The organism is Candidatus Nealsonbacteria bacterium DGGOD1a (assembly GCA_022530585.1).
Lineage (GTDB): Bacteria > Patescibacteriota > Minisyncoccia > Minisyncoccales > UBA5738 > UBA5738.
On record CP092821.1, the window covers coordinates 473466 to 496850 of the forward strand.

At 47.3% G+C, this 23385-nt stretch carries 20 protein-coding genes; 18 read left to right on the plus strand and 2 right to left on the minus strand.

All coding sequences use genetic code 11. The annotated features are described in order from the left end of the window. Positions 1-168 precede the first annotated feature (168 nt). The 5 genes from L7H18_02335 (at position 169) to rplL (ending at position 5466) form a co-directional block, all read left to right on the plus strand. A complete protein-coding gene (locus L7H18_02335) occupies positions 169-2268 on the plus strand; it encodes a beta-propeller domain-containing protein (GenBank protein UMX48358.1) in 2100 nt (699 codons plus the stop codon). A 57-nt stretch (positions 2269-2325) separates the two neighbouring features. Beyond that, positions 2326-2745 (plus strand): hypothetical protein, encoded by a 420-nt coding sequence (locus L7H18_02340; protein UMX48359.1) that lies wholly within the window; start codon positions 2326-2328, stop codon positions 2743-2745. Between the two features lie 27 nt (positions 2746-2772). Then, positions 2773-3870: a hypothetical protein gene (locus tag L7H18_02345; GenBank protein ID UMX48360.1), complete on the plus strand. Its 1098-nt coding sequence runs from the start codon at positions 2773-2775 to the stop codon at positions 3868-3870. A gap of 578 nt (positions 3871-4448) precedes the next feature. Further along, a complete protein-coding gene (rplJ, locus tag L7H18_02350; protein UMX48361.1) occupies positions 4449-4964 on the plus strand; it encodes a 50S ribosomal protein L10 in 516 nt (171 codons plus the stop codon). A 91-nt stretch (positions 4965-5055) separates the two neighbouring features. Next, positions 5056-5466: a 50S ribosomal protein L7/L12 gene (rplL, locus tag L7H18_02355; protein ID UMX48362.1), complete on the plus strand. Its 411-nt coding sequence runs from the start codon at positions 5056-5058 to the stop codon at positions 5464-5466. A gap of 92 nt (positions 5467-5558) precedes the next feature. Here rplL and L7H18_02360 read toward each other — a convergent pair whose 3' ends face one another. Beyond that, on the minus strand, positions 5559-8189 hold the full coding sequence (locus L7H18_02360; protein UMX48363.1) for a hypothetical protein: 2631 nt from the start codon (positions 8187-8189) through the stop codon (positions 5559-5561). A gap of 382 nt (positions 8190-8571) precedes the next feature. On the opposite strand from L7H18_02360, the gene L7H18_02365 reads away from it, so the two are divergent. The 5 genes from L7H18_02365 to L7H18_02385 all read left to right on the plus strand — a co-directional run bounded on the left by L7H18_02365 (position 8572) and on the right by L7H18_02385 (position 13281). Next, positions 8572-10278: a polysaccharide deacetylase family protein gene (locus L7H18_02365; GenBank protein UMX48364.1), complete on the plus strand. Its 1707-nt coding sequence runs from the start codon at positions 8572-8574 to the stop codon at positions 10276-10278. 178 nt (positions 10279-10456) lie between these two features. After that, on the plus strand, positions 10457-10906 hold the full coding sequence (gene tnpA / locus L7H18_02370; protein UMX48365.1) for an IS200/IS605 family transposase: 450 nt from the start codon (positions 10457-10459) through the stop codon (positions 10904-10906). Positions 10907-10951: 45 nt separating this feature from the next. Continuing rightward, positions 10952-11497: a tryptophan-rich sensory protein gene (locus tag L7H18_02375; protein UMX48366.1), complete on the plus strand. Its 546-nt coding sequence runs from the start codon at positions 10952-10954 to the stop codon at positions 11495-11497. 141 nt (positions 11498-11638) lie between these two features. Next, positions 11639-12844 (plus strand): hypothetical protein, encoded by a 1206-nt coding sequence (locus L7H18_02380; GenBank protein UMX48367.1) that lies wholly within the window; start codon positions 11639-11641, stop codon positions 12842-12844. Positions 12845-13032: 188 nt separating this feature from the next. Continuing rightward, a complete protein-coding gene (locus L7H18_02385; GenBank protein ID UMX48368.1) occupies positions 13033-13281 on the plus strand; it encodes a hypothetical protein in 249 nt (82 codons plus the stop codon). 39 nt (positions 13282-13320) lie between these two features. On the opposite strand, the gene L7H18_02390 is transcribed toward L7H18_02385, so the two are convergent. Next, positions 13321-13644, minus strand: a complete 324-nt coding sequence (locus tag L7H18_02390) for a hypothetical protein (protein ID UMX48369.1) — start codon at positions 13642-13644, stop codon at positions 13321-13323. A 306-nt stretch (positions 13645-13950) separates the two neighbouring features. Here L7H18_02390 and L7H18_02395 point away from each other — a divergent pair, with 306 nt between their 5' ends. From L7H18_02395 to L7H18_02430, 8 genes are all read left to right on the plus strand, one after another. Further along, positions 13951-14334, plus strand: coding sequence for a hypothetical protein (locus L7H18_02395; GenBank protein UMX48370.1), 384 nt, complete (start codon positions 13951-13953; stop codon positions 14332-14334). Between the two features lie 25 nt (positions 14335-14359). Continuing rightward, positions 14360-14566, plus strand: a complete 207-nt coding sequence (locus L7H18_02400; protein ID UMX48371.1) for a DUF2283 domain-containing protein — start codon at positions 14360-14362, stop codon at positions 14564-14566. Positions 14567-15019: 453 nt separating this feature from the next. Continuing rightward, entirely contained in the window at positions 15020-16645 is a 1626-nt protein-coding gene (locus tag L7H18_02405; GenBank protein ID UMX48372.1) for a hypothetical protein, read from the plus strand. Between the two features lie 86 nt (positions 16646-16731). Then, positions 16732-17079 carry a nucleotidyltransferase domain-containing protein gene (locus tag L7H18_02410; protein UMX48373.1) on the plus strand — a complete coding sequence of 116 codons (348 nt, stop codon included), beginning with the start codon at positions 16732-16734 and terminating at the stop codon, positions 17077-17079. 72 nt (positions 17080-17151) lie between these two features. Continuing rightward, positions 17152-17532, plus strand: a complete 381-nt coding sequence (locus tag L7H18_02415; GenBank protein ID UMX48374.1) for a four helix bundle protein — start codon at positions 17152-17154, stop codon at positions 17530-17532. A gap of 1105 nt (positions 17533-18637) precedes the next feature. Further along, complete coding sequence (locus tag L7H18_02420; GenBank protein ID UMX48375.1) at positions 18638-19885, plus strand: hypothetical protein; 1248 nt, start codon at positions 18638-18640, stop codon at positions 19883-19885. A 120-nt stretch (positions 19886-20005) separates the two neighbouring features. Beyond that, entirely contained in the window at positions 20006-20989 is a 984-nt protein-coding gene (locus L7H18_02425; protein ID UMX48376.1) for a hypothetical protein, read from the plus strand. Positions 20990-21022: 33 nt separating this feature from the next. Continuing rightward, the gene (locus tag L7H18_02430; protein ID UMX48377.1) at positions 21023-23371 is read left to right on the plus strand and encodes a VWA domain-containing protein; all 2349 of its coding nucleotides are present in this window, start codon (positions 21023-21025) and stop codon (positions 23369-23371) included. Positions 23372-23385: the final 14 nt, after the last annotated feature.

A 23385-nucleotide genomic window follows, 5' to 3' on the forward strand; every position in this document is an offset into this window, starting at 1 on the left:
GGGATAGACCCCGGCAATGGCATTCGTATTTAATGGTTTCGCGATTCAAGAAATTCAGTAATTTTGATATTCGGGAATTTATTGGCAATTTGATATGATTTGCGGTTGCAATAAAAATTTAATTTCGTAAAATAAAATAAAAGGTGATTTTCTAATTCCTCGAACTTGATGTCCCCGCGAATCTCAAAAATAAAAAAGAGCGAATGGCATAAGCAATCCGTTGATATCCGGCTGGCGATTGGTTTTTTAACGACCTTCGCTTTTTTAATTGGAATTTATCTGATTGCCAATTTTCGGATCGCGAGTTCGCCGATAACGATATTCGATAATCCTAATTTTGGCGCGGCGGTTTCCGACGACAAACCGGCCGGCGCGGATAATAAGCCGCGGCTAAAGGCTTTTTCATCGCCGGATGATTTCAAGAGCTATCTTGACGACGGTAATCGCGCGTTCATCGGCGGAATATACGAAGAGCGGGCTTTTGCTTCGGCGAACAATTCCGCTTCGGTTCCGCCGGCCATCGCGAAAACCGCCGCGGCAAAAACACCGGCCAAAAATCAAAAAATCGATAACGAAATCATCGCCGCCGCGGACGGTTTGCGGTATATGAGTCTTGGCAAGATTGCCGCGGATTCGACAAGCGATATAATTTTATCCGGGGAGAAGAATATCTATTTTTCCCCGGAAAACCAGTATTACCGGCCGGCTTTTATGGAGGCGGCCGAATTGCCGGCCGGGGAAACGAAAATATTCGATATCGGCGATCCGGCGGCGATGGCGCAAATCGGTATGGTGGCGCAAGACGGCGATCTGTTGATGGCGGATAACGCTCTGGTCGTGATTTCAGAAAATTCCGTGTCCGCTTTTGATGTGTCCAGCGCTTTCGTACCGGTCGATTTGTGGAAAGCGCGCGTTAACGAGGGAACCAAAGTTGTCGCGCAAAAAACGATTGGATCAAAATTATATTTGGGGTTAAGAACTAAAATCGACACGGCTAATCCGTGTCCCGTCAAGCCGTTATCGGTCGGAGACAAACCTTTGATCATAGATTGCGCCGCCATTTTTCATCCCGAACCGCCGATAATGGCGGATTCGATATTCACTGTGGTTGAAATCGATGTTGCGTCCGGTCAGACTTCGCGCGATATTTCATTCGTGGGCGGGGAGAATACTTCCGCGGTATTTTTATCCGATGGATCGGCGGCCGCGGTCTGGGGCCAGGGCGGGGATTATATTTCCTTTTTTACCGATTTCTTGCAAGATAAATGCAAGGGCTTGCTTCCCAACTATTTATTGGAAAAGGCGTCCAAACTCCCCGGTTGCGCGATATCGCTGGCGGCAAAAGAGCTTGAGTTGCGGTCATTGCTTTCCAATTGGTTCGGGTCGTTGAACGGCGATGAACAAACGCGGATCGCGGGAGAAGTTTCCGGCCGTTTGTCCGATTATTTGCGCGACCATTACCGCGATTTTGAACAGACCGGCATCGCTCTGGCGGATATGGGTTCATTCTCGTTCAGCTATCAAAATCAGGTCGCGGGGCGTCTGGTTTCCGGCGGCTTGGCGGCGGCGCGGGACGGAAGTTTGCGCTTGGCCACTGTTTCGGGGAGCGGCGCGGTTAAAAAAATGAATTGGCTGGTTACGGGCAAGATCGATACCGATGGCGTTGAAAAAATACTTAATAACATTTATGTTCTCGGCGCCAACCTTGAAATTTCCGCCGCGGGCGAAAATCTTGATTTGGCCGCCGGCGTATGCGCGTTGCGTTATTCGGCCAACGCGGCCTATTTATCGACCTGTCGCGGGAACGATCCGGTTTACGCCGTCGGATTCGCGGCCGGCGCGGCGGGAGTGGCAAGCCGGCTGAAAACTTTTGGATTCCCGGCCTATCTTTATCCGTTCGACGACGGTTTTCTTTTGGAAGTTTCAAAAAACAGCCGTAAAATAAAATTAACTTTATACGACGCGACCATGGCGTCGAAAATCGATCGAATTTCAGAATTCGATGTCAATGATTATTGGGCCGATTTTGACGGCAATTACGCGGCTTTCGCTTCCGACGAAGCCGGCAAAACATTTTTCCTGCCCGCGGCCCGCGGCGGTTATGTTTTCTCGCGGGCGGGCGGGAAGATCGAATTGAAAAAAAATATCGGAAGCCTGGCGGTTGGCCGCGCGTTTTTTCGCGCCGGATATTTGTATTTGGCTGGCGATGACGGAATCGAAGTTTTTCTCGCGCCGGATTGGAATAATGCGAAAACCATAAGATTCTAGCGCGGTCTCGTCTTTTTTGATTGTATATTTTAATTTATTTTGTGATAAAATAAATCTATGACAATAATTGAAACTCTGGCAAAAATCGATCCGATGCTTTATGTGTCGATGTTTTTGCTGCCGTTCGTGCTATACGGATATTTGGTATCGTCAAAATCAAAAAAGAGAATCGCGGCCTCTTTGGCCAATCCGGCCGACCAGCTCAAAGAAAAGAAAATAAATATCCGCAAAGAGGTAACCGCGTCGCTTTTTTTGGGAGGCAGCGTGGCTTTCGGCGCGGCGATAATTATTATCATCGGTTTTCTTGTGATGGATTTCAAAAATAGCAGCGGGCTTTTCGCGGTACCTTTGCCCGCGGCGACTTTTCCTCCGGCTCCGTCATGGGTCTATCCTTCCGCGCCTGAAAAACAGGCCGAAGCTCCCGCGGCAAAGGCGGTCAATGATGTTAAGGAATCGGAAGGTTTTCTCATTGATTGAATTTTGTAATTTTTAAATAATCACAATATGGATAAAGAAACATTTTTCAGCGAATATAAAGGCGTGCTCATTGCCGGTACGGCGGTGATTGTCCTCGGCATTGTTTTATTGGCAAGTTTTTTGTTTTCCGGCAAATCGGTTTTGGTCAAAGATGTTCCGGGCCAGGAAAAATTCAAAGCCGGCGAGCCGTACACGGTGGCGTGGACGGCCAAGAATGTAGGCCGGGTGGGGATCGTGCTTTTTAATGGCACCAAACCCCAGTGGATCGCCCAGAATATCGCGGCATCCTCGGGCAGATATGTTTGGAATTCGTACGCCTATCAGGAAGCGGGCACCGATTACCGTATCGCGGTGTTCGAATATCCTTGGCGCAAGGGCAACGCGATCGCCTACAGTACATCTCCGATTGAAATTTTGGGACAGAAATATGTATCTTGCGATGATTACGCGGTTGAACAAAGTTGGCCGTTTTTGCCCGACAACTATCCGAATATCCGCAAAGTTTTCATTACCGCCGGCACTTTTTCAGGCAATTTGGGCGGGTTGGAAGGCGCTGATTTGGCGTGCAAAAATGAAGCGGAAAAAGCCGGTTACAGCGGGAATTATGTCGCGTTTATCGGTACCGATTCGCTGTCCGCCACCGAAAGAATTACCAAGCCGGGCGCGTTCGTGGAAGCCGAACCGATCGGCACGCTCGCGGAAGGCCGAAAGTGCAACCGTTTTATCGCCGGCACGGTTCAAAAATTACTGGATAAGACCCGGTTGACAAAAAGCTTGGGCCAAGTTGAATTGAGCGATACTTTTTATCGCCGGTTGGGCGATACATGGTTTGGCCGCCGCACCGCGTCAACCGATACAAAATGTTTGCAAGTGTCAATGATGGGCGTGGTGGGCGCGTTCAGCGGCAGTTACACTTGCCAGAATTGGACGACCAACAAGCGTCAGGTGTACACGGGTACGGTGCCGGCCGAAGCCGATTTGCCGCGTTGTTACGATAGCGAAGGGAAAAACTTGCAGGCCAATTATTACGGCGCCGTGGCCAGCAGTTTCGATGAAAAAGGCGCGTACGCGATTGGCGGCGATACTTGCGACAGCAGCCATCGTTTGATGTGCGTGGAACAATAGACCCCATTCTGGATGGAATATATATCGTGTATTGCTCGGTCGGAAATTTGAAATCTGGGACAAATCTGCGGGTAATATATGGAAGTTATTTTGGAAAGCCGCCTATGTCAATTACTGGAATTCGCAAGAAGAGCTTGGTTATAAATTATATCGGACAACCGAATAGGCTTGGATTGTTCAGCGGGACATTGCAGCAACCCCTCACCGGGGTATTTGTATCTGGGGTCTAACCCCTGTGTAATCGCAGGGGTTAGACCCCTTTAATAGCATTATGAATTTAAATTCGAATGCTGTTGCAGGGGTCGCACCCCTGCTTCGCTAAAGCTTCGCAGGGGAACGACCCCAACAAGGTCAAACCTCAACAAATTTGCTCCCCGGTGAGGGGTTACACATTGCAGGGTTGACAATTCGTTGAAAGTTGCTATAAATAATTTATCCGTAGAAAGCGAGCCAACCGAAAGGGGGATAAGTCTTGCCGAGGATGCAAAATAATTTATTATTTTTGTATTCTTGCGCCTGCGGAAAGCGGGTGTTTTTAATTTTAAAGGTCGCAAACAGCAAGTAAATATTCAAAGAAAATGGCAGTATCAAAAACAAAAAAACAAGAGATTGTCAAAGAGCTTGGCGACAAGCTGGGGCGGCAAAAAGCGGTCGTGTTCGCGGATTTCACCGGTTTGAAAGTGAAAGACCTTGCCGGACTCAAAGCCAAACTTCGCGAAAACGGCGCCGAATTCAAAGTCGCCAAAAAAACTTTAATGAAGGTGGCGTTCAAGGAAAAGGGCATCAATATCGACCCCAAGACACTTGCCGGGGAAATCGCTTTGGTGATGGGCTACAACGACGAAACCGCGCCCGCGAAAACGGTTTACGAATTTTCCAGAACCAACCAGAACATAAAAATTTTGGGCGGATTGCTGGAAAAGAACGCTTTGACATTGGAACAGGTGCTGAATCTGGCAAAACTTCCTTCCAAACAGGAATTGTATGCCAAACTTGTGGGCACGATGTCCGCTCCCAGCCGGAATTTCGCGGGAGTGTTGCAAGGCAACATTCGCGGCTTGGTAACCGTGTTGTCGAAAATAAAAACAGCGTAAAGTTAATTCTTAATTTTAAAATTTTGATATTTTTAATTTTGAATTTTTTTGAAAATTGAAAATTGAAAATTGAAAATTTTTTTGCAGGAATATGGCAGACGAAACAAAAGTTGAAGTGCCCGCGAAATTCGCGGATTTGGTGAAGAAAATCGAAGAAATGTCGGTTTTGGATTTGGCCGAACTGGTCAAGGTTCTGGAATCGAAGTTTGGCGTCAGCGCCAGCGCGCCCATGATGATGGCGGCGGCTCCGGCGGCGGGCGGTGCGGCGGCGGAAGAAGAAAAAACTTCGTTCACCGTTGTTTTGGCCGGTCCCGGCGACAAAAAGATCGAAGTGATCAAAGTGATCAAGGACATCACCCAGAAGGGTTTGAAAGAAGCCAAAGATATGGTTGACGCCAGCGCGTCCGCTCCTCAAGTGGTGTGCGAGAATGTGAAGAAAGAAGAAGCCGACGAGACCAAAAAGAAACTTGAAGCCGCGGGCGCGAAAGTGGAACTCAAATAAGATATTTCATCCGCGTTCACTAATAAAAAAGGGCAGAGATGCCCTTTTTGATTATACGCCTTTGATCGCGCCGGAAATTTTTGATTGATTTGTCACCAAAGGCTTTTTTGCAGTTCGGAGATTAAGCGGGTGATCGCTTCAATCAATAATTTTTTTGTTTCTTCGATTTTGGCCAAAATTTCCGCGCGGGATAATTTTGGCGACGCGCCGAATCTTTCCTCGCTATCCTCGGGGACGGTATCTGTTTCGGCGGCGACGCTTTCCGAATAAACGCATTTTCCGCCGGAACAAGCCGTCGCGCAGGTACAAGTGTCTTGCCATTGGGGGATTGAAAAACAGGCGTTGTCCGAACATCCTTGTTTTAATGTTTGGCGCTGGATTTGTTTGCCCGAACAGCGATAATTTGATGTCAGTTCGTTATTGCCGCAATTTTGCGCCAGCCCCTCTTGAATGCCGCAAGAATTATACCAATATAAATTTCCATTATCGCATTTTTGGGTCGTTTGCGGCGCGCAATTCGCAACGCATTCTCCGTCGGAACACGCTTTGCCGGTCTCGCAAGCGCCGCAGTTCACCGTTTTGCCGCAGCCATCGCTCCATAATCCGCATTTGTAATTGCCCAAACTCGCGCAAGTTTTGGGAAAGCAAACGGTAGAGCAATTATTGTTCAAGCAGGCTTTTCCCGCGGAGCAATCGCCGCAGGAAATCGTGCCGCCGCAACCATCGCTTGCCGTGCCGCAACCATAGCCCAAACTCGCGCAAGTCGCCGGAACGCAAATCGTAGAGCATTGTCCGTTGGAGCAGGTTTGGCCCGAATTGCAACTTCCGCAATTGAGCGTGCCGCCGCAATTATTGCTCCAATAACCGCAATTTTTACCCAAACTCGCGCAAGTCGCCGGAACGCAAACCGTAGAGCATTGTCCGTTGGAGCAGGTTTGGCCCGAATTGCAACTTCCGCAATTGAGCGTGCCGCCGCAATTATTGTTCCAAGAACCGCAATTTTTACCCAAACTCGCGCAAGTCGCCGGAACGCAAACGGCAACGCAATCGCCGTTACTGCAAGTTTTATTTTCTCCGCAAGCGGTTGTCGCGCTCCATTTCAAACATCCTCCCGAAAGCGCGCAAGTCTGCGTTCCGTTGCCGGAGCATCGCCGGATTCCCGACGACGAACATTCGTTCGCGCAGGAATTTTCGCTCAAAGAACCATACACCGTTCCCGAAGAAACATCTGTTTTTTCCCGCGACACGGTTGATGAATTGTTAAAATAAATTGACGCGCCGCCGATTGAACTGTACATATATTGCCCCGCGGTCGGTTCAAAAACGCATCCTTCGCAATGAACCGTGGAATTTTGGGCGATCAATGAATTAAAAGCGGATTTTAGACGCGTTCCTTCGATGGTCAATGAGCTGGCTTGATTGGCATAAACCGCGACGCCGGCGTTGATCAAGCCTCCTCTTAAAATAACCGGTATCGGTTCTTGCTCGATCCAGACCGCGTGATTTTTTGAAGCCGTATTCGTTGTTATTGAATCTATTTCCAATATGATTTGGCCGCGGTCGGCCAGCGAATAGGGTGAATTGTGGTTGTTTTTGATGTAAACCGCTCCGATAAGTCCGAGGTTTGAGATATTGGTATCGATCTTTAGATTTTTTATCGTGATGCCGCCCGCGCCGGGATATTCCTCGTTGCCGATCTTCAGTATTCCATTATTGATTTCGGCGCCGTCAATCGCCAGATCAAGTTTGTGATCGCCCACATTGACAATTTGCAATGCCACGGTTCCGGAAGCGATGGTTCCGTCGTTGGCGAATTTCAAACGGCCGGCTTTGATTTTTTCCACATCGTCAAAAACCAATCCCGCTTGGCGATTGTCGTGGCTGTAGATGTTGTCCAAATAGGCGTATGCTTCCCAGCCGCTGCCGTTGTTTCCCAAATACATTCCCGTGTTCGGAGAATTTTTTAATTCAATATTAAAAAATTTGCCGCCGGTTCTTTCGCCGCCCGTGAGAATCAGACCCGCGCCGTCATACCAAAAAGGCGATTGCGCATCTTTGTTGCCGTCCAGCGTTATGTTGGCCAAAGTGAACGCCGAATAGCCAAGCCCCAAACCGTTGCTGGCGAAAATGATCAGCGCCTGATGGCCGGAATAGTATTGGTTGTCGCCCAATTTTAAAACGGTCTGGCCCATGCCGGCGCCGTAAATATGGATATTTTTCCCTCTCAATGACAGAGCGGTGTAATAATGCGCTTCCGATCCGGAAAGAACATTGTTGATTGGAACATTTTGGTCGGCGCGCAAACCGTCATAGGTGCCGGTGCCGATGTATAGCGATCCGTTGTCCGGCGTCGCGGCAATCGCGTTGCGGATGACGGCGGTATAGTCGGCACCCGACGAGATCGTGCTCCCGGCGCTGTTCTTCGCGGTTGCCGTGTTTCCGGATTTGGAGATGGTAACATCATAAACCGACGGCAGGGGAGGCTGGCCGTTGACGCACGCGCCATTCACGCATGCCTGGCCGGCGGCGCACCGCGCGCTGTCGTCGGCCCAATGGTTGGCCAAATTTCCGCCGCTTCCCAATGTTTGCCGGCAAACCCGGCATCCTTGGATCTGTCCGGCCGCGCCGCAATTATAGGAATCGGCGTTTGCCGAATTTGAAAAACCGAAAACCAGCCAGATTCCGGCAACAATCGCGCCCAAAAGAAATTTTTTGTTTTTCATAATCAATTAAATAACCATTGAATAATATAATTTTAATTATAGAACAGATATTGCCTTCCAACAATAAAGACATAAGCAACCCCTCACCGGGAAGTAAAAATAGCGAATTTGGAGGTCAATCCTCGGCTTGCGAGAGGTTTGACCTTCAAATTCGCGCCGGCCCTTACCGCAAATTCGTTAACCTCAACAAATTTGCTCCCCGGTGAGCGATTGCAGACATAAAGAGCTCGGCAACCGCTTATTAAAGTTCGCGAAATATTTTTATGAAGTGTCTGACTCTTCCGATTATCCCTCGGGAATAATCGGAACAGGGAAGAGATTATTTGATTTTTATCTCGTTTCTTATAGAATGGACATATTACGATTTATGATAAACGCAAATATGGGAAAAATTATTTTGTTTTCTTCGCGCGCCGCCGCGGTTTTATTTTTTGTCTGCTTCGGTTTTCCGAGGGTGGTTTTGGCAAGCGATAATCTTGTCGCGAATCCTTCGCTTGAGATTGCCAACGCAACCGGGAACGCGCCGGCGGACTGGGCGCAAGAGATCGCCGGTTCAAACGATGCCGTTTTTTCATATCCTTCAACGGGGGCGCGGGACGGAGCCAGGTCGGTGATAATCTCAATTTCGCAGAGGACAAGCGGCAGTGCCGATTTGGCGACCGCGCCGATTTCGGTAACCGCCGGCAAAACATATCTTTTCCAAAATTATTACAAATCTTCCGCGGAGACCGAAACCGATGTTGAATTTCAAACCGCGGACGGGAATTTGAGCTGGAAATGGCTTGGCAACAATCCGACAAGCGCCGATTGGAAAGCGGCGTCATACACATTTACCGTACCCGTCGGAATAACAAAAATAAGAATATATCAGGCATTGGCCGCGACGGGTTATCTGCAAACGGACGGCTATTCGCTTTTGGAAGTTGTCGTTGATGGCCCGATTGTCGCCAATAATGTACCCAACGCTTCTTTGGAGCAAACCGATGCCGGCGGCGCGCCTTTGGCTTGGAACAACGACAATTGGGGGACGAATACGCAGGTTTTCACTTATGATAATTCCGGTTACGAAGGTAATCACAGCGTCAAAGTCCGGCTCACGGAATGGACAAGCGGGGACGCGCGCTGGTATTTCGACCACCGGGAAATCCAAGGCGGGCAGTATTATTTTTTGACCGACTATTACAAATCCAATGTTGCGACCGATGTGTATGTCCAGACCATTAACGCCGCCGGACAAGTGAATCACCTTTGGCTTGGTTCTCCGGCCGCGTCAACATCTTGGGCCAAATTCAGCGCGGCGGTTTTCCTGCCCGAAGATGTGGTTAAATACACGATTCTTCACACGATTTCAAAGGTTGGCTATCTTTCGACCGATAATTATTCTTTCAAGCCGCTGGCGAATGCCGCTTTCAACAGAGGTATCGTGAGCATTGTGTTTGACGACGGGTTGGCCAATGTTTACCAAAACGCCCTGCCGATAATGAATCAATATGGTTTTAAATCAACCCAATACATTGTGAGCGGCGCGATCGGGAGCCAAACCAAATTGGATTTGCCGGCGATGACCAAAGCCCAAATCTCGACAATGTATAAAGGGGGCCATGAGATTGGTTCTCACACCGTGAACCACCCCGACCTGACATCATTGAATACCGCCAAACTAAATTCCGAATTGTCGAATTCCAAGAAAACTTTGGATGTTTCTTATTCGCCGGTTAATAATTTTGCCATTCCGTTCGGAAGATACAACGACACCGTGATTGCCGCGGCTAAAAAGTATTACGGTTCGGCGCGCACTTCCGACGGCGGAGAAAATACGCTCATCGGGTTTGACCAATACCGGCTAAAAACTCAATATGTGGTCAATACGACAACGCTCGCCGAGGTTGAAAGCTGGCTTGCCCAAGCGGCTCAAGACAAGGCCTGGCTTATTATTCTGTATCACAATGTTGCCGACGGCGGCAGTTACGAGTACACCGCGACCAAGCAGGCTTTCAGCGATCAGCTTGCCGCGATTAAAAACAGCGGTTTGCCGGTACTAACCGTCCGGCAGGCTCTAAACGAAATCAAACTTCAACTTCCGCTATAGGTGCGACCTATGCAAAAACCTATGCAAAAAATACCGTTGAAGCGTTTCGTAATTCAAAGTAAATAATGTTTTCACCCTGTCGGTCTTGCCGCAGGGAACAACTTAAGGGGGTGGTTTGGTAGGGGGATATCCCCCTACCATCACGCGCGAAAGCGCGTCCGTGTTACAATAAGCCAATATGGAGCAAGAAAAGCGGGATATCTGGCGTTGGTATCACAATGTTTCCGAATGTTATTACCACATCCAGATTACGGTCAAATATCGCAAAGCATTACTGAACGAAAAGGTGATTGCCGCAATTGTCGAGAGCCTGAAAGGATTTATGGAACGGTACGCCATTGAGATCAGCCATGTGGGATTCGACCAAGACCACGCCCATATTCTGGCAAGATTCCTGCCGAAGTATTCCGGCGGCCAGGTTATCAAAATAATAAAAAGCATTACCGCGCGCGAGGTGTTCCGGCAAGTTCCCGAAATTAAAAAAGAACTCTGGGGTGGAGAGTTCTGGACAGACGGCTATTATATCGCTACGATCAGCGCACGCGGTAATAGGAAAGTTATTGAGCGATACATTCAAAACCAAGGCAGACCAAAAGACGTGAGCCAGTTACGATTGTTTGAATTGTAGCTGCGAACGCCCTGCGGTCTTGCCGCAGGGTCATTTACAAAAAATATGCAAAAACGGAATATTTTCAAGCTGGTTGCCGGTATTTTGATTTGCCAAGCCGCCGGCGGGATCGGCTCCGTGTTCACCGTTCCGGCGGTTGGGGGCTGGTACGCCCAACTGGCCAAGCCGTCGTGGACGCCGCCGGGGGAAGTGATCGGCGCGGTGTGGACGGCGCTGTATTTGTTGATGGGGCTTTCGCTGTATCTGGTTTGGGCCGGAAACTGGCAGATTGAACAATCGCTCGCCGGGCGGGCCGCGCGCGCGTGGAATCAAATATCCCAAAAACTGCTTGACGGCGCGTGGCAAAAGCAGAATATTATCGCGATTTTCTCCATGCAACTGATTTTGAATGTGTTGTGGTCGTTCATTTTTTTTGAATTAAAATCGCCGGGACTGGCGTTTTTTGAATTATTGATGCTTTGGGTGGCGATCGCCTATACCATTGGCAATTTTTGGCGCGTGTCAAAACTCGCGGCGTATCTGCTAATGCCTTATATTGCGTGGGTGACTTTTGCCGGTTATCTCAACTTCGCCATTTGGCAAATGAATTAAACAACGGAGAGGTATTTTGCAATGCTCAAAGCATTGCAGTAGCAATGCTTTGAGCATTGCAAGTATCGCGGCATTTCATCCAAAGCGGGTTTACAAAGCGCCGCGATTTTGACATAATGGGGAAGGAATAAATTTAATTCTATGATCGCGAAAAGATTGTCATTTTTGCTGTTTTTGTTGGCCGCGTTCTTATCGCCGATGGCGGTTTTGGCCCAAAATCCGGTCAATGTTTATTTTTTTTGGGGTCAAGGATGCCCTCATTGTGAACGCGAGAAGGCGTTTCTCGCGGAACTTGAAGGCAATTATCCGCAAATTACGGTGCGGGATTTTGAAGTTTGGAAAAGCGACGAAAACCGCCAAATTTTGATTGATTTGGGCAAGGCGCTCAATGTCGATGTTTCGGGGGTGCCGTTCACCGTGGTCGGCGACAAGCACTTTATCGGCTGGTACGACAAGGATTCCACCGGCAAGGCGATTGAGGCCGCCGTGGCAACGGCGACGGAGCAAGGGTGCGCCGACATTGCCGCCGGCATTATCGACCCCGAGAATGATCCGCAAGAGAACGGCAGTTGCGGCGAGCAAGATAAAAAAGAAATTCCTCAAAGCGTCAATGTGCCGTTTTTGGGGCAAATCAATGTGAAAGATTTTTCCCTGCCGGCGATTGCCGTAATATTGGGCGCGCTGGACGGATTCAATCCGTGCGCGATGTGGACGCTCTTGTTCTTGATCAGTCTGCTTTTGGGCATGGAAAACCGCAAGCAAATGTGGATTTTGGGGTGCGCTTTTATCGTTGCGTCGTCTTTGGTTTATTTCACATTTATGGCCGCGTGGCTCAATCTGCTTTTGTTTATCGGTTTTATTTTCTGGGTGCGTTTTGCCGTGGGCGCGACAGCGATCGGCGGCGGAATTTATAATTTAAAATCATATTTTTCCAAAAAACCGGCGGTTTGCGCCAATGCCGCGGATCCCAAGAGAAAAAAAGTTTTTGACAAAATAAAGAACATCACTCGGCAAAATAATTTTTATTTCGCGCTGGGAGGCATCATCCTGCTGGCGTTCGCGGTGAATCTGGTGGAGTTGATCTGTTCGGCCGGCTTGCCGGTGATTTTCACCCAGATTCTGGCGATGAGCGATTTGGCGGCATGGCAATATTATTCCTATATCGCGCTTTATATCTTGGTTTTTATGGCCGATGATTTGTTTGTTTTTTTCGCGGCGATGATAACTCTTAAAATGGCGGGCGCCACTTCCAAATATCAAAAAGCGTCGCATTTGATCGGCGGGGTTTTGATGCTGGCAATCGGTCTTTTGCTGATTTTTCGTCCCGAATGGCTGATGTTGGGTTGATTGGCTTGTCCCTGGGGCGGAAACCGTGGCGCGGCAAAAATTTCTTTCGGGTTTTAAAATTCAACTCAGGCTTTGGCGGGCGGAGAGGGTTGACTTTGGCGGCAGGGGTGATAAATTCTTAGCAGTTCTCTATTCGGACGAAGGAAAAATGGTCGAGAAATCCCAGGATGTTGGGATAGGAGGATGCTATGGATGAAATAAAAGGCTCCGTAATTGTCGGTTTTATACGAACCGACAAAGGAATCTTTCAGGCCTGCGATTCGGCTGAAACCGCGCAGAGGATGATCAAGAGTTTCAACGATGGTCATTCCCGGCGATTGGCATGGCGGCTTAAGAGATACCCTTTTGTTTATGTCGCAGACAGTGTTGAGGACTTATACGCGGCAAAGGCGCGTTATGAGCCGCCAAAGCGGGAGATGGAGGTTGAGCTTGAATAAAGCTCTTTTTTTCGGCTTGGCGGTTTTGTATAAAAAAAGCTAAATATATTTGATGTGTAATATTCCAAATATGCTTAGCGTATATCCTTCTTTTTCAATTCCGGCCGCATCAATTTCGCCGAGAATCTTCAATTTAGCGGCACTATACCCGGCGATGTTCCTGCAGGTTGCCCTGAATTCGCCCTTAACGATTAGGGTTGAGTCTTCTCCGGCGCAACCTGTTCCAACCCAAGTCTGCATCAGCAGACAATTTTCGAATGGCTTTTCTATCCGCGCCCTAAGTGTTCCATAGCGCGTTGGTTCTCCGTCAAGGATAAGAATGCCATTGACGGACTCCAAATATAAATTTTTTTCAATTTCCATTCTTTCACCGGTAACATAATAAAATATAATTATTATGTTGTCAAATTTTCGTCAAGTAACCCCTCACCGGGGAGTAAAAATAGCGAATTTGGAGGTCAATCCTCGGCTTGCGAGAGGTTTGACCTTCAAATTCGCGCCGGCCCTTACCGCAAATTCGTTGAGGATTGACCTCAAAATGCAAATTCTCGAGGTCAAACCTCAACAAATTTGCTCCCCGGTGAGGGGTTACAATATTGCGGCGGGGTTGTGTTTGGGTTATACTTAAATCGTATTCGAATCGTATTCAAATCGTATTTAATCAAAAAAATGGCGGAAACATCAAATCAAAACAATAATCCCATTGATTTGCGCGAGGTGGTAAAAATTTTTAACGACCGGTTTGACAAAGCCGATCAAAACTACCGCGAGCTGGCCAAATCTTCCAACGACCGGTTTGACCAGATGGATCAAAACTACCGGGAATTGGTGGAGTTTTTGGCGGGCGAATTTGACAAAATTCATCAAACCAAAGCCGACAAAGTTGATATGGAAGAAAATTTTAATCTGGTGCTGAATCGCGTCGCGACGATAAACACAAAAATTGACGATTATCGCGCCGATCAGATTGGTTTGAAGCGCCAAGTGGACAAGCACGAAAAATGGCATTTTGCCGTTGCCGACAAAGTCGGCGTCAAGCTGTTATCAAAGTGAATTATATTAAAAGGGTCCGACCCTTTTGGAAACTATTATTGACACTAAATCAAATATCTTGAATATTCGGTTCAGTAAAAAGAAATCGGTTGATTCGGAAGTCAAAGACAATGTGGTGATTGATTATGACGAGAACGGCGAAATCGTCAATTTGGAAATTATGAAGATTGATTTGCGCGAATTTGCCGAGTTTGCGAAAGCCGATCGATCCGTTTTGGAATTTAGCGTCTGATCTTGGGACAAGATTGAGTTTGTTGTGTTAAAAGGGTCCGACCCTTTCAATGGGTGTTGGCGGTTCGCAAACAAAAAGGGCGGGGATGTTCTATTCCGTCGATCTGGTTTCAACCGGCAATATCAGACAATAAAAAATCGCGTTGCGCAAGATTGACGGGATTTTTGGATTTGTTAGGATGATAGGACTCTAGAGGGGGGTGCGATAAATTAAAAATTGGCGGCTGTCATTTTGGATGTAATTTTGATACAATAGATAGGTAATCGATACGATAATTCTCTTGTCCGCGGAGGAGGACAAGAAACTAGACAATGTTCGCATTTTCTGCAAACGCGAATTGCCAATGTGTTCAAAAAAATGGAACCCAGACACGGTTTTTGTTTTGAAAACCCGCGCCTGCGTTCCATTTTTTTGTACATTGATTATCGTTGTTTCGCAATCAGCCAACGCATTATGAAAAAAATAATCGCCTTATTTTTAGCTTTCGCGACCATGTGCCAGACATCCGGCCCGGCGATTTTCGCGTCCGAGGACAATGCCAGTTCAACTGATCCGATTGCGAATGAGGAAAATGATTCCGGTTTGGGCCAGCCAAATTTATTGGAGATTGCCGGCGGCCAAACAAGCGAAATTTTACCCGCGCCGGATCCGGCGCGGATTGAAAGCGCTTCAACCACGGAAATTGAAATCGCGCCGCCGACCGTGAACGAAAATAGCTCTTCAACCGAGATATCGGCCGGCGCTTCAAGCGCCGAGGCAATGGGAAACGCGACCACGACCGCGGAAGCGCGCGCGGATGGGGAGGCGGATGCCACGACCACGAGCGAGACTGAAATTGGCGATGCGACAACAACAATGGATGCCGCCGCGACAACCGATGGCGCCGGTGTTGTTCAAGAAGCCGCGACTTCCACAACCGCGACCTCCACGGTTGCGACCTCCACAATAGATACCGGTGGAATTTCAACAGAGAATGCCACAAGCGAAGCGGATTTGATTTTCGCGCCGGCCGCGCCGCGAATGGCGATGTTGGCGGTTTGGCAAATGGCCGGCGGCGGCTTTGACGATGATCCGGCGGCCGGCGCGCAGTTCGCGCCTTCGGGCGAGTATCGGGTTTCCCGGAACATACAAATGTGCGGAATCCTCGCGAATGGCAATCCGGATGAATCGGACGGCGTTTACGGGCAAATGTTTTATCCTGTCGGGGCCGGGTTTGCGCCCGGGGACGGCCAAGGCCGGCAAGGTTGCGGCCAGGTGGTCGGGCCGGCTTGCAAAATGGAAAAATTGTCGAGCGAAGCGAGTTTTGATTTATTCTGCGAAAAAATTCAAAAAAACAATACGAATTTGCCGTTGTTCGATTCCGGATTGAGCTATGTCGATTTATGCGCCGCGGACGGCAAATTGCTGGCGCGAACCGCTTCGGTCTATTGTTGCGAGCAAGAGCTGGCCTATGATGATGCCGCCGGGGAGTATGACGCGGGAGTGATTGCCAAAGGGGCCGCCGGCGACTACAGCAATACGCTGTTATCCAAGTTCGCTTACTTGCCGCTGTCAAAGATTGATATCGGCTTTAATAATGTTTATTACGGAACGGTTCAAGAAGGCGTGGAGGCGGTAACGGATGAAACCATCACCCGCGCCGCGGTGCGCAATGTCGGCAATGTGCCGGCGAAAGTTTCGTTGTGGCAGGATGACATGGGATTGGGCCAAACCGCCGGCGTTTACAATATCCGCTATGGGGCGCGGTTGAGCGGGATTGGCGCGCCGTGGACATACTACAAGCCGTTTGAAACGATTTCGATGTCCGACGCGCTCGCTCCGGGGCAATCCGCGGATATGGAATTTTCGGTCAAGGTTTTGAATTTCCCGGAAACGGCCGGAGAAAGCAAAAGCGATTACCGCGGCCAAATGAAAATCGACGCGGTATTCGCGCCCGCCAATTATCAATGCCAATCGCCGGAACCGAATGAAGCTCAAACGATATCGGCCGCCGCTCCCGTTTCAGGTTTGAATGGCGCGGAAGTTAAGCCCGAAACCGATCTGCCGGAAGCCGCAACCACGACCGCGGTTGAGCATTGAACTTTGAGCGCGGTATATTAGACAATCACGATTGCCGCCGCAAAATACGCGGCGGAGTGGTTGGATAAAATTAATAAATTCTATTTATGGTTATCAAAGCAATAAGAGAAAAATTAACGGCCGCGCGCATAAAAGCGGTGGTTATGGAGTTTGGAAAAAAACTGGCGGCGGAGAACATTCCGGTGAAGCAGATGATTTTGTTCGGGTCGTACGCGAAAAACAATCCGCATATTGACAGCGATATTGATGTGGCGGTGATTTTGAAGGATGACAGCGGCATCGAGCGGGGCGAAATTGACAAGATTACCTGGTGGGCCAAGCAAATCAATGTGAAATTGGAGCCGCATATTTTGAGCGAAGGCGATTTCAACAACCGTTGGCTGTCGTTGCCCGCGGAAATAAAAAAAACGGGGATCAAAATAGCAGAACGATGACGATGAACGATGACAATGAACGATGACGATAACTAATAAAAAAAGATAAATAATAAAAATGGACATAAATTCATGGAAACAAATAGTAACTATGGGTTTAAATTCAGAAATTGGGATATTTATAACGATGCGCGAAAATTTAGAAATTTAATTTATGAAACAACAAATAAATTCCCAAAAGATGAAAGATTCGGATTGACAGACCAATTAAGAAGGGCTTCGGTGTCGATAATACTTAATATCGCGGAAGGCGCGAATAAAAACACCGATAAAGACCGCCGCGTCTATATCAATCGAGCGCATTGTTCATTGGATGAAGTAGTCGCTGGAATAGATTGTGCCGTTGATGAGAGTTTTATTGACGAAACCACCCGGATTAAAATTTTGGAAAACGCCAGCAGTTTGGCAAAGCGCTTGAGAGCATTCACGAATTATTTGCACCGTGAACCATAAACAGTGAACGATGACGATGAACGATGAACTATGACGATGAACGATGAACTATGACGATGAACGATGACAATGAACGATGAACGATGAACGATGACGATGATTTTGCCCACATTTTGTCAAAGTTCATAGTCCATAGTTCATAGTCCGCATTCCCTGTCATAGTTCAAAGTTCATAGTTCATAGTTCAAAGTTCATAGTCCGCATTCCCTGTCATAGTTCAAAGTTCATAGTTCATAGTTCAAAGTTCATAGTCCGCATTCCCTGTCATAGTTCAAAGTTCATAGTTCATAGTTCAAAGTTCATAGTCCGCATTCCCTGTCATAGTTCATAGTTCATAGTTCAAAGATCATAGTCCGTTGAGTAGAGTGCAGATGGCGTTTCCCGGGAGGAATGCCGCCACCCGCACTTTATAAAAAAGTAGGCGAAACGGATTGTCGAAATCACGCCGCCGAAATTTAATGAAGAAGGCGCGAATCCGCATTTTGCATTTGTATCTGCATTTCAAGGGTCTATCCCTTGCGTAATCGCAAGGGTTAGACCCTGGTAAAAGTATTTGCATTTGCATTTCCCGGATTCGCGAGACAAGGTCGACCGGGACTTATCCGAAATTCCGTGTCCGATATTGCGAAAGGGTTCTTGTTGAGGTGATCCTCAACAGGCCTGTCGAGGACTGCTGATCAAGCGCCAAGACTCAATATCGGGAACAGGAAAAGTAGGATATTTAACAAGTTTGACGGGACTTTAAAACCCGCCAAAATAACAATTTCCCCACCTATCAGCATTCAATCACTTTTGTATTTGGGGTCTATCCCCTGCGTAGCTTTAGCGGAGCAGGGGTTAGACCCCTGCAACAGCGCCCGCATTCGCATTGCATTTGCACCCGCATTTGAGGCCGTTCCCCGGTAGTAGCCGAGGCGCGACCTCGCCCAACTGCGCTTGCATCGCATTTGCGAGTATATACTTAGTATGTATTTAAATATGTATTTAAATAAGTATTTAAATACTTATTTAAATCAGCGCTTGGAATTTCGTTAATAGTTAACGATTAAAGATTAACGATTAACGATTGAATCCTGACAGGTGGGGAAATAAAAAAAGAAAACATATGAAGACATTGAAAAAATATGTAGCGATGTTGGCCCTGGCCAGCTTGGTCCTCGGACCCGCCTCTGCTTTGGCAGATGTAGTAACTTCGTTTACTGCTTCCAGCGGTGCCGCTCAACCAACATTTAGAGTTGTTGCGAAATGGGAAACTACTGGCACGACTTTGGCTGATTATTGGATTGATGACGATTTGAATACCACTGGTATTCAAGTTAATCCTCCGTTGGTGAAAGCGGGGACAAAAGCAGTGACTTATTGTGCAGTAGTTCAATTCCCCGGTAAGATGACTCAGGTATCCAAAGTTTATATGGATTTGAAGTATGCTGGAACTGCCAATCAAGGAACACAATATAATCAGTGTGGCGTAACTGTTGGGGATGAGCTTGAACTTACCAAAGTAACCGCCCCGACAGGTGAATTACCTTACAATGTTTTTTGCAAGAGCTTGAACCCGAATGCGGGTGCAGGGATTTATAAAGGTAATGATATCGTAACTTTCTTGGATCCCACAACGGGCCATGATTGGGCGACTCTTTGTACTGATGGCGTGGAGGGTTCATTGCCGAAAGGCGACGCCGCATTGTATTGTGGCACGAGAAACTTGTCCTATGAAGCGGCGGCTGGTACTTACGAGGTCCAAGTACACGGGGTGGCCAATGGTTTGAACTCAAACTTCTTGCTCAATAATTATCTTTATGTGCCCCAAGCTGGTTTTCAAATTGATTTTAATAAAATCAATTATGGAACTGCTACTTGGACTGATCCTACGGTAATTGGTATTACTGGTGGACATTATAATTGGGCTAGCTCTTTCGTGAAATGGAATTCGATTTCTGGCGATACCAATTTTACCTCAAGCGTTGGCACCAATAACGCAACTGTTAGAAATATTGGTAATGTGGAGTTAGATATGCAAGTAGCGCAGGACTATATGAACACTGAGTTAACTGGCGGTATGGATAATATTCGTTATATGGGTAGAGTGGGCAGTCTTGATGGATATTGGCAACAGTATGGTCCGAATGCCAATATGACCAATCCTAATTGGACAAAATTGACTCGCTATATCGAATTATCCAATAAGGATGAAATGGATTTTGGCGTGGCAATTACGAAATTTGATCAAGGAGTGACTTATAGCGGCACGATGAAGCTTATGGGTACACAGCATGATTTTGCAAAATGTCCCACTAGGATTTCATTGCCTGGCGAAGCAGACCCTGCTCAACAGACTTCAATTCCTTTGTAGTCTAACGGGTAAAAGCGATGGAGCGCGAAATTGTGCGCTCCATGCTTTTGCGCATTATGTGCTATGCGTTGACGTCTATCTATTATTGTGTTAGGAATAATTAAATAATTTATTAATTTCATGCAAATAAATTTAATCAAAATAGTGTCGCTTGCTTTCATTCTTTTGGTGGTGACATTGCCTATGCAAATTTCTGCGATTGCACAGTCGGTAGAACCGATTAGCATTGATAATGCCTTACGAGGTCAAGAATACGAAAGATATCTTAGTCTTACTAATACCGATGATTCGGCTGCCGATTTTGAAGTGGTGGCGAACGGTGATATTTTTGATTTCACTTCGTTTTATGAAGTTAATACACCAGAGAAAGAGAGCCCAAAATTATTACTGCATATTCCGGGTCAAGGTACGGCTACGGCGATTGTTAAATTTACAATTTCTTCCGATTTAAAGAGCGATAAAACTTATAAAGGCTATATAAATTTTTCATACGCGCCAGTATCTGATTCTGTGGAAAAAAATCAAAATTTGGTCATTTCTGGTGTTGGTCGGCCGGTAAGTATAACCCTTGGCGGTAAAGAAGTTGTTGAATCTCGTTGCAGTTTTATGCCGGTGAACGGTTTTGTTGAAGCGGGGACACCATTAAAAATTATGGTTACCTGCATTAACGATGGCAACATAAACATAAAGCCATCGGTACAGGTATCTGTTTCCCAGAACGGCCAACTTGTTTCGGGGTCAGGCATGGTATTTTTGTATGATAGCAATAAAAAAGGTATCAAACCGTCACAATCTGAAGTTTTGAATTATGAATTACAAACAGGGAATTTTAATCTTGGAACTTATCAAATCGATGTTAAAGCGTTTCAGGGCGAAAAAGAATTCCAACATAATATTTACGATGTAAAAATCCTTGAGAAAAACACACTGAACACACCAAATGTTGCATCGCTGGCATCTATTGCTGGGGATAATCAGCAATGGATATCGATGGTGGGTGTTGTAGTTTTGGCAATTCTTATTGTTACTATTTATGTGTTTGTTAAAAAACGATCTAAAGGCAAATTTATTAATGCATCCGTGCAAGAAACTAGCAGTAAATAAATTAATTGGATATCTGTGTATCCAATAATAAGTATGTCCCAAAAAAAGATAAATCTGTTCTACTGTTTTAAAAAGGCGGGATATTCGACGCTGGTAATCTTTGCGATTATTTTTCAATTTGCGAATCCAATTATTGTTTTTGCTGAAACTGAGCCGCGGCCAAATCCAATTTTCAGTAAAAATTGCGGGTTGGATGTTGTTTTAGTTCTCGATAATTCAACTAGTATTAGTGAAGCCGATATTCAAAAGGAAAAAGCGGCTTTTTTAGGATTGATTGATGATTTATCTGGTACGCCTTCGGAATTTAGCGTTCTTAATTTCGGTACGCGCGCACAACCAAAAATTGGATTTGGTGGATCAATTTCTGAAGTAAAAAATGCAATCAACAACATTCTCTATGACGGTTATGCGGCTACAAATTGGCAAGATGCACTTATTGTTTCTAAAAATTTTTTACCCAACAGAAATAATAAAAGTAATTTGATTATTTTTGCTTCAGACGGGAATCCTACAATCAACAACGATGATTTAAGCGTTTTTGATTTACCGATTAACGGCAATGATTGGTCCTATCTTGATAATAATGATCGGGAAAATGCAATTATTGCGGCGAATGATGTGAAGCAGATTTATAACACGCGGATTGTGACTTTGGGGATTGGCGATGCGGTTAATGAAGGTAATTTACGCAAGATTTCGGGCAATTTGGCGGGCGATCATTATAATGTTGATAATTTTGACGAATTGAAAACCGCGTTGCACGATTTGGCGGCGGGGATGTGCGGGGGGACGATTACGGCGACGAAAAAGATCGGGGTGGAGGGGAATTGGGTGCCGGCGGGGGGTTGGTCGTTTAATATCGGGGGGCAGAGCAAGATCACGGACGCGATTAATGGGCAGACCGAGGCGGTGGAGTTGGTTAATGGTGATGATTACGCGGTGGTCGAAACGCCGCAAGCGGATTATTCTTTATTTGACGCTTCTTGTTCTATCAGCAATGGCGGCGGCGCGGTGGGGGTGTTTGATTCGGCCAACAACAAAGTAACCGGTATCGCGGTTGACACGCAGGATATTATTGCTTGCACATTCTACAACAAAGTTCAATGCCAAAAGATTTTCGGGCCGGAGTCGTGTTTCAAGGAGGGTTGGGCCAAAAAGGATTATTCGTGGAATTTTCCGCAGTTTTGCGAAGCGGCGGGCGCGGATGAATATGAAAAACATCCGGACTGCGATTGCGTGGAATCTTCAAGCAAGAGTTGCACCGGGCCGCGGACTTCATTAACTTCCTATACTTACAATTTTTCCTATTGTCCGGCCAAGGATGATCTCGTCAACGATGATGACGCGGAGTGCGATTCCGAGTGGACTTGCGGCGATTGGACAGATGCCGAGTGCGTTTCCAACGACGGCGGCGGCAAGCGCAAGCAAACGCAATCTTGCACCGATCAATATGGCGGGGCAAAAACCAACGAGCGGATTGTCGGCGATTTAACCTGTGGTTGTGCGCAAACCGAAACCGGCCGGAACTGTTTTGCCGACGGAATGGCGCGGGTGGAATATTCTCTCGGCGGCCAATCCTATTGTTCGGGGACTTTCACCGCGGAGGAATCCGACGCGGCTTGCGCTTGCCGATATTCAACATGGGCCAACAGCGGCTGTGCCGGTGATGGCAAGATGGGACAGGGACGGAATAATGAAACCACCGCTTTTACCTATTGCGTTGATTTGACCCGACAAATTGACGATGTTTCTTGCGCACAATGCACGGCCTGGTCGGATTGGGGAACTTGCTCGGCAACCTGCGATGGCGGGATAACGATTCGGACATGCACTGCGGGTGGTTTGGTTGGCAATACGGAATCCGCGGAGTGCAACACACAATCCTGCGGTGGAAGTCAGATGACCTATCATTGGAGCGACTGGGGAACTTGCTCGGCAACCTGCGGCGGCGGGACGCAAACAAGAACTTGTTTGGATGAACAAAATAACGCGGTTGACGACAGTTTTTGCTCTGGGGCTGCGACGCAGATATGCAACGCCCAGTCATGCGGTTCGTCCGAAGGGGGATCTTCGGGCGGCGGGATTAGCGGCGATTACAACAAAAATTATTTCGATAATCCCGTTGGCGGCCAAGTGGCCGGCGCGGCGATCGATTTGGATGAAATCCAGCGGCAGATCAACGAAATTCGCGATAAGGTGAATGACATTGCCAATCAGATTAACAACTTACCCAAAGGCATCCTGGGCGCCACCGATGTGGCCACCGGCGTCCTACCGGTAATCGCGGATATGAATGGCATATCGATCGCGGCTTTGCCGGCTCAATCCGAATTTACTCTTCCCGAACCAACCGCCGCGATTTCCCCCAACCCCAAACAATAATTCCCAACCCCCAA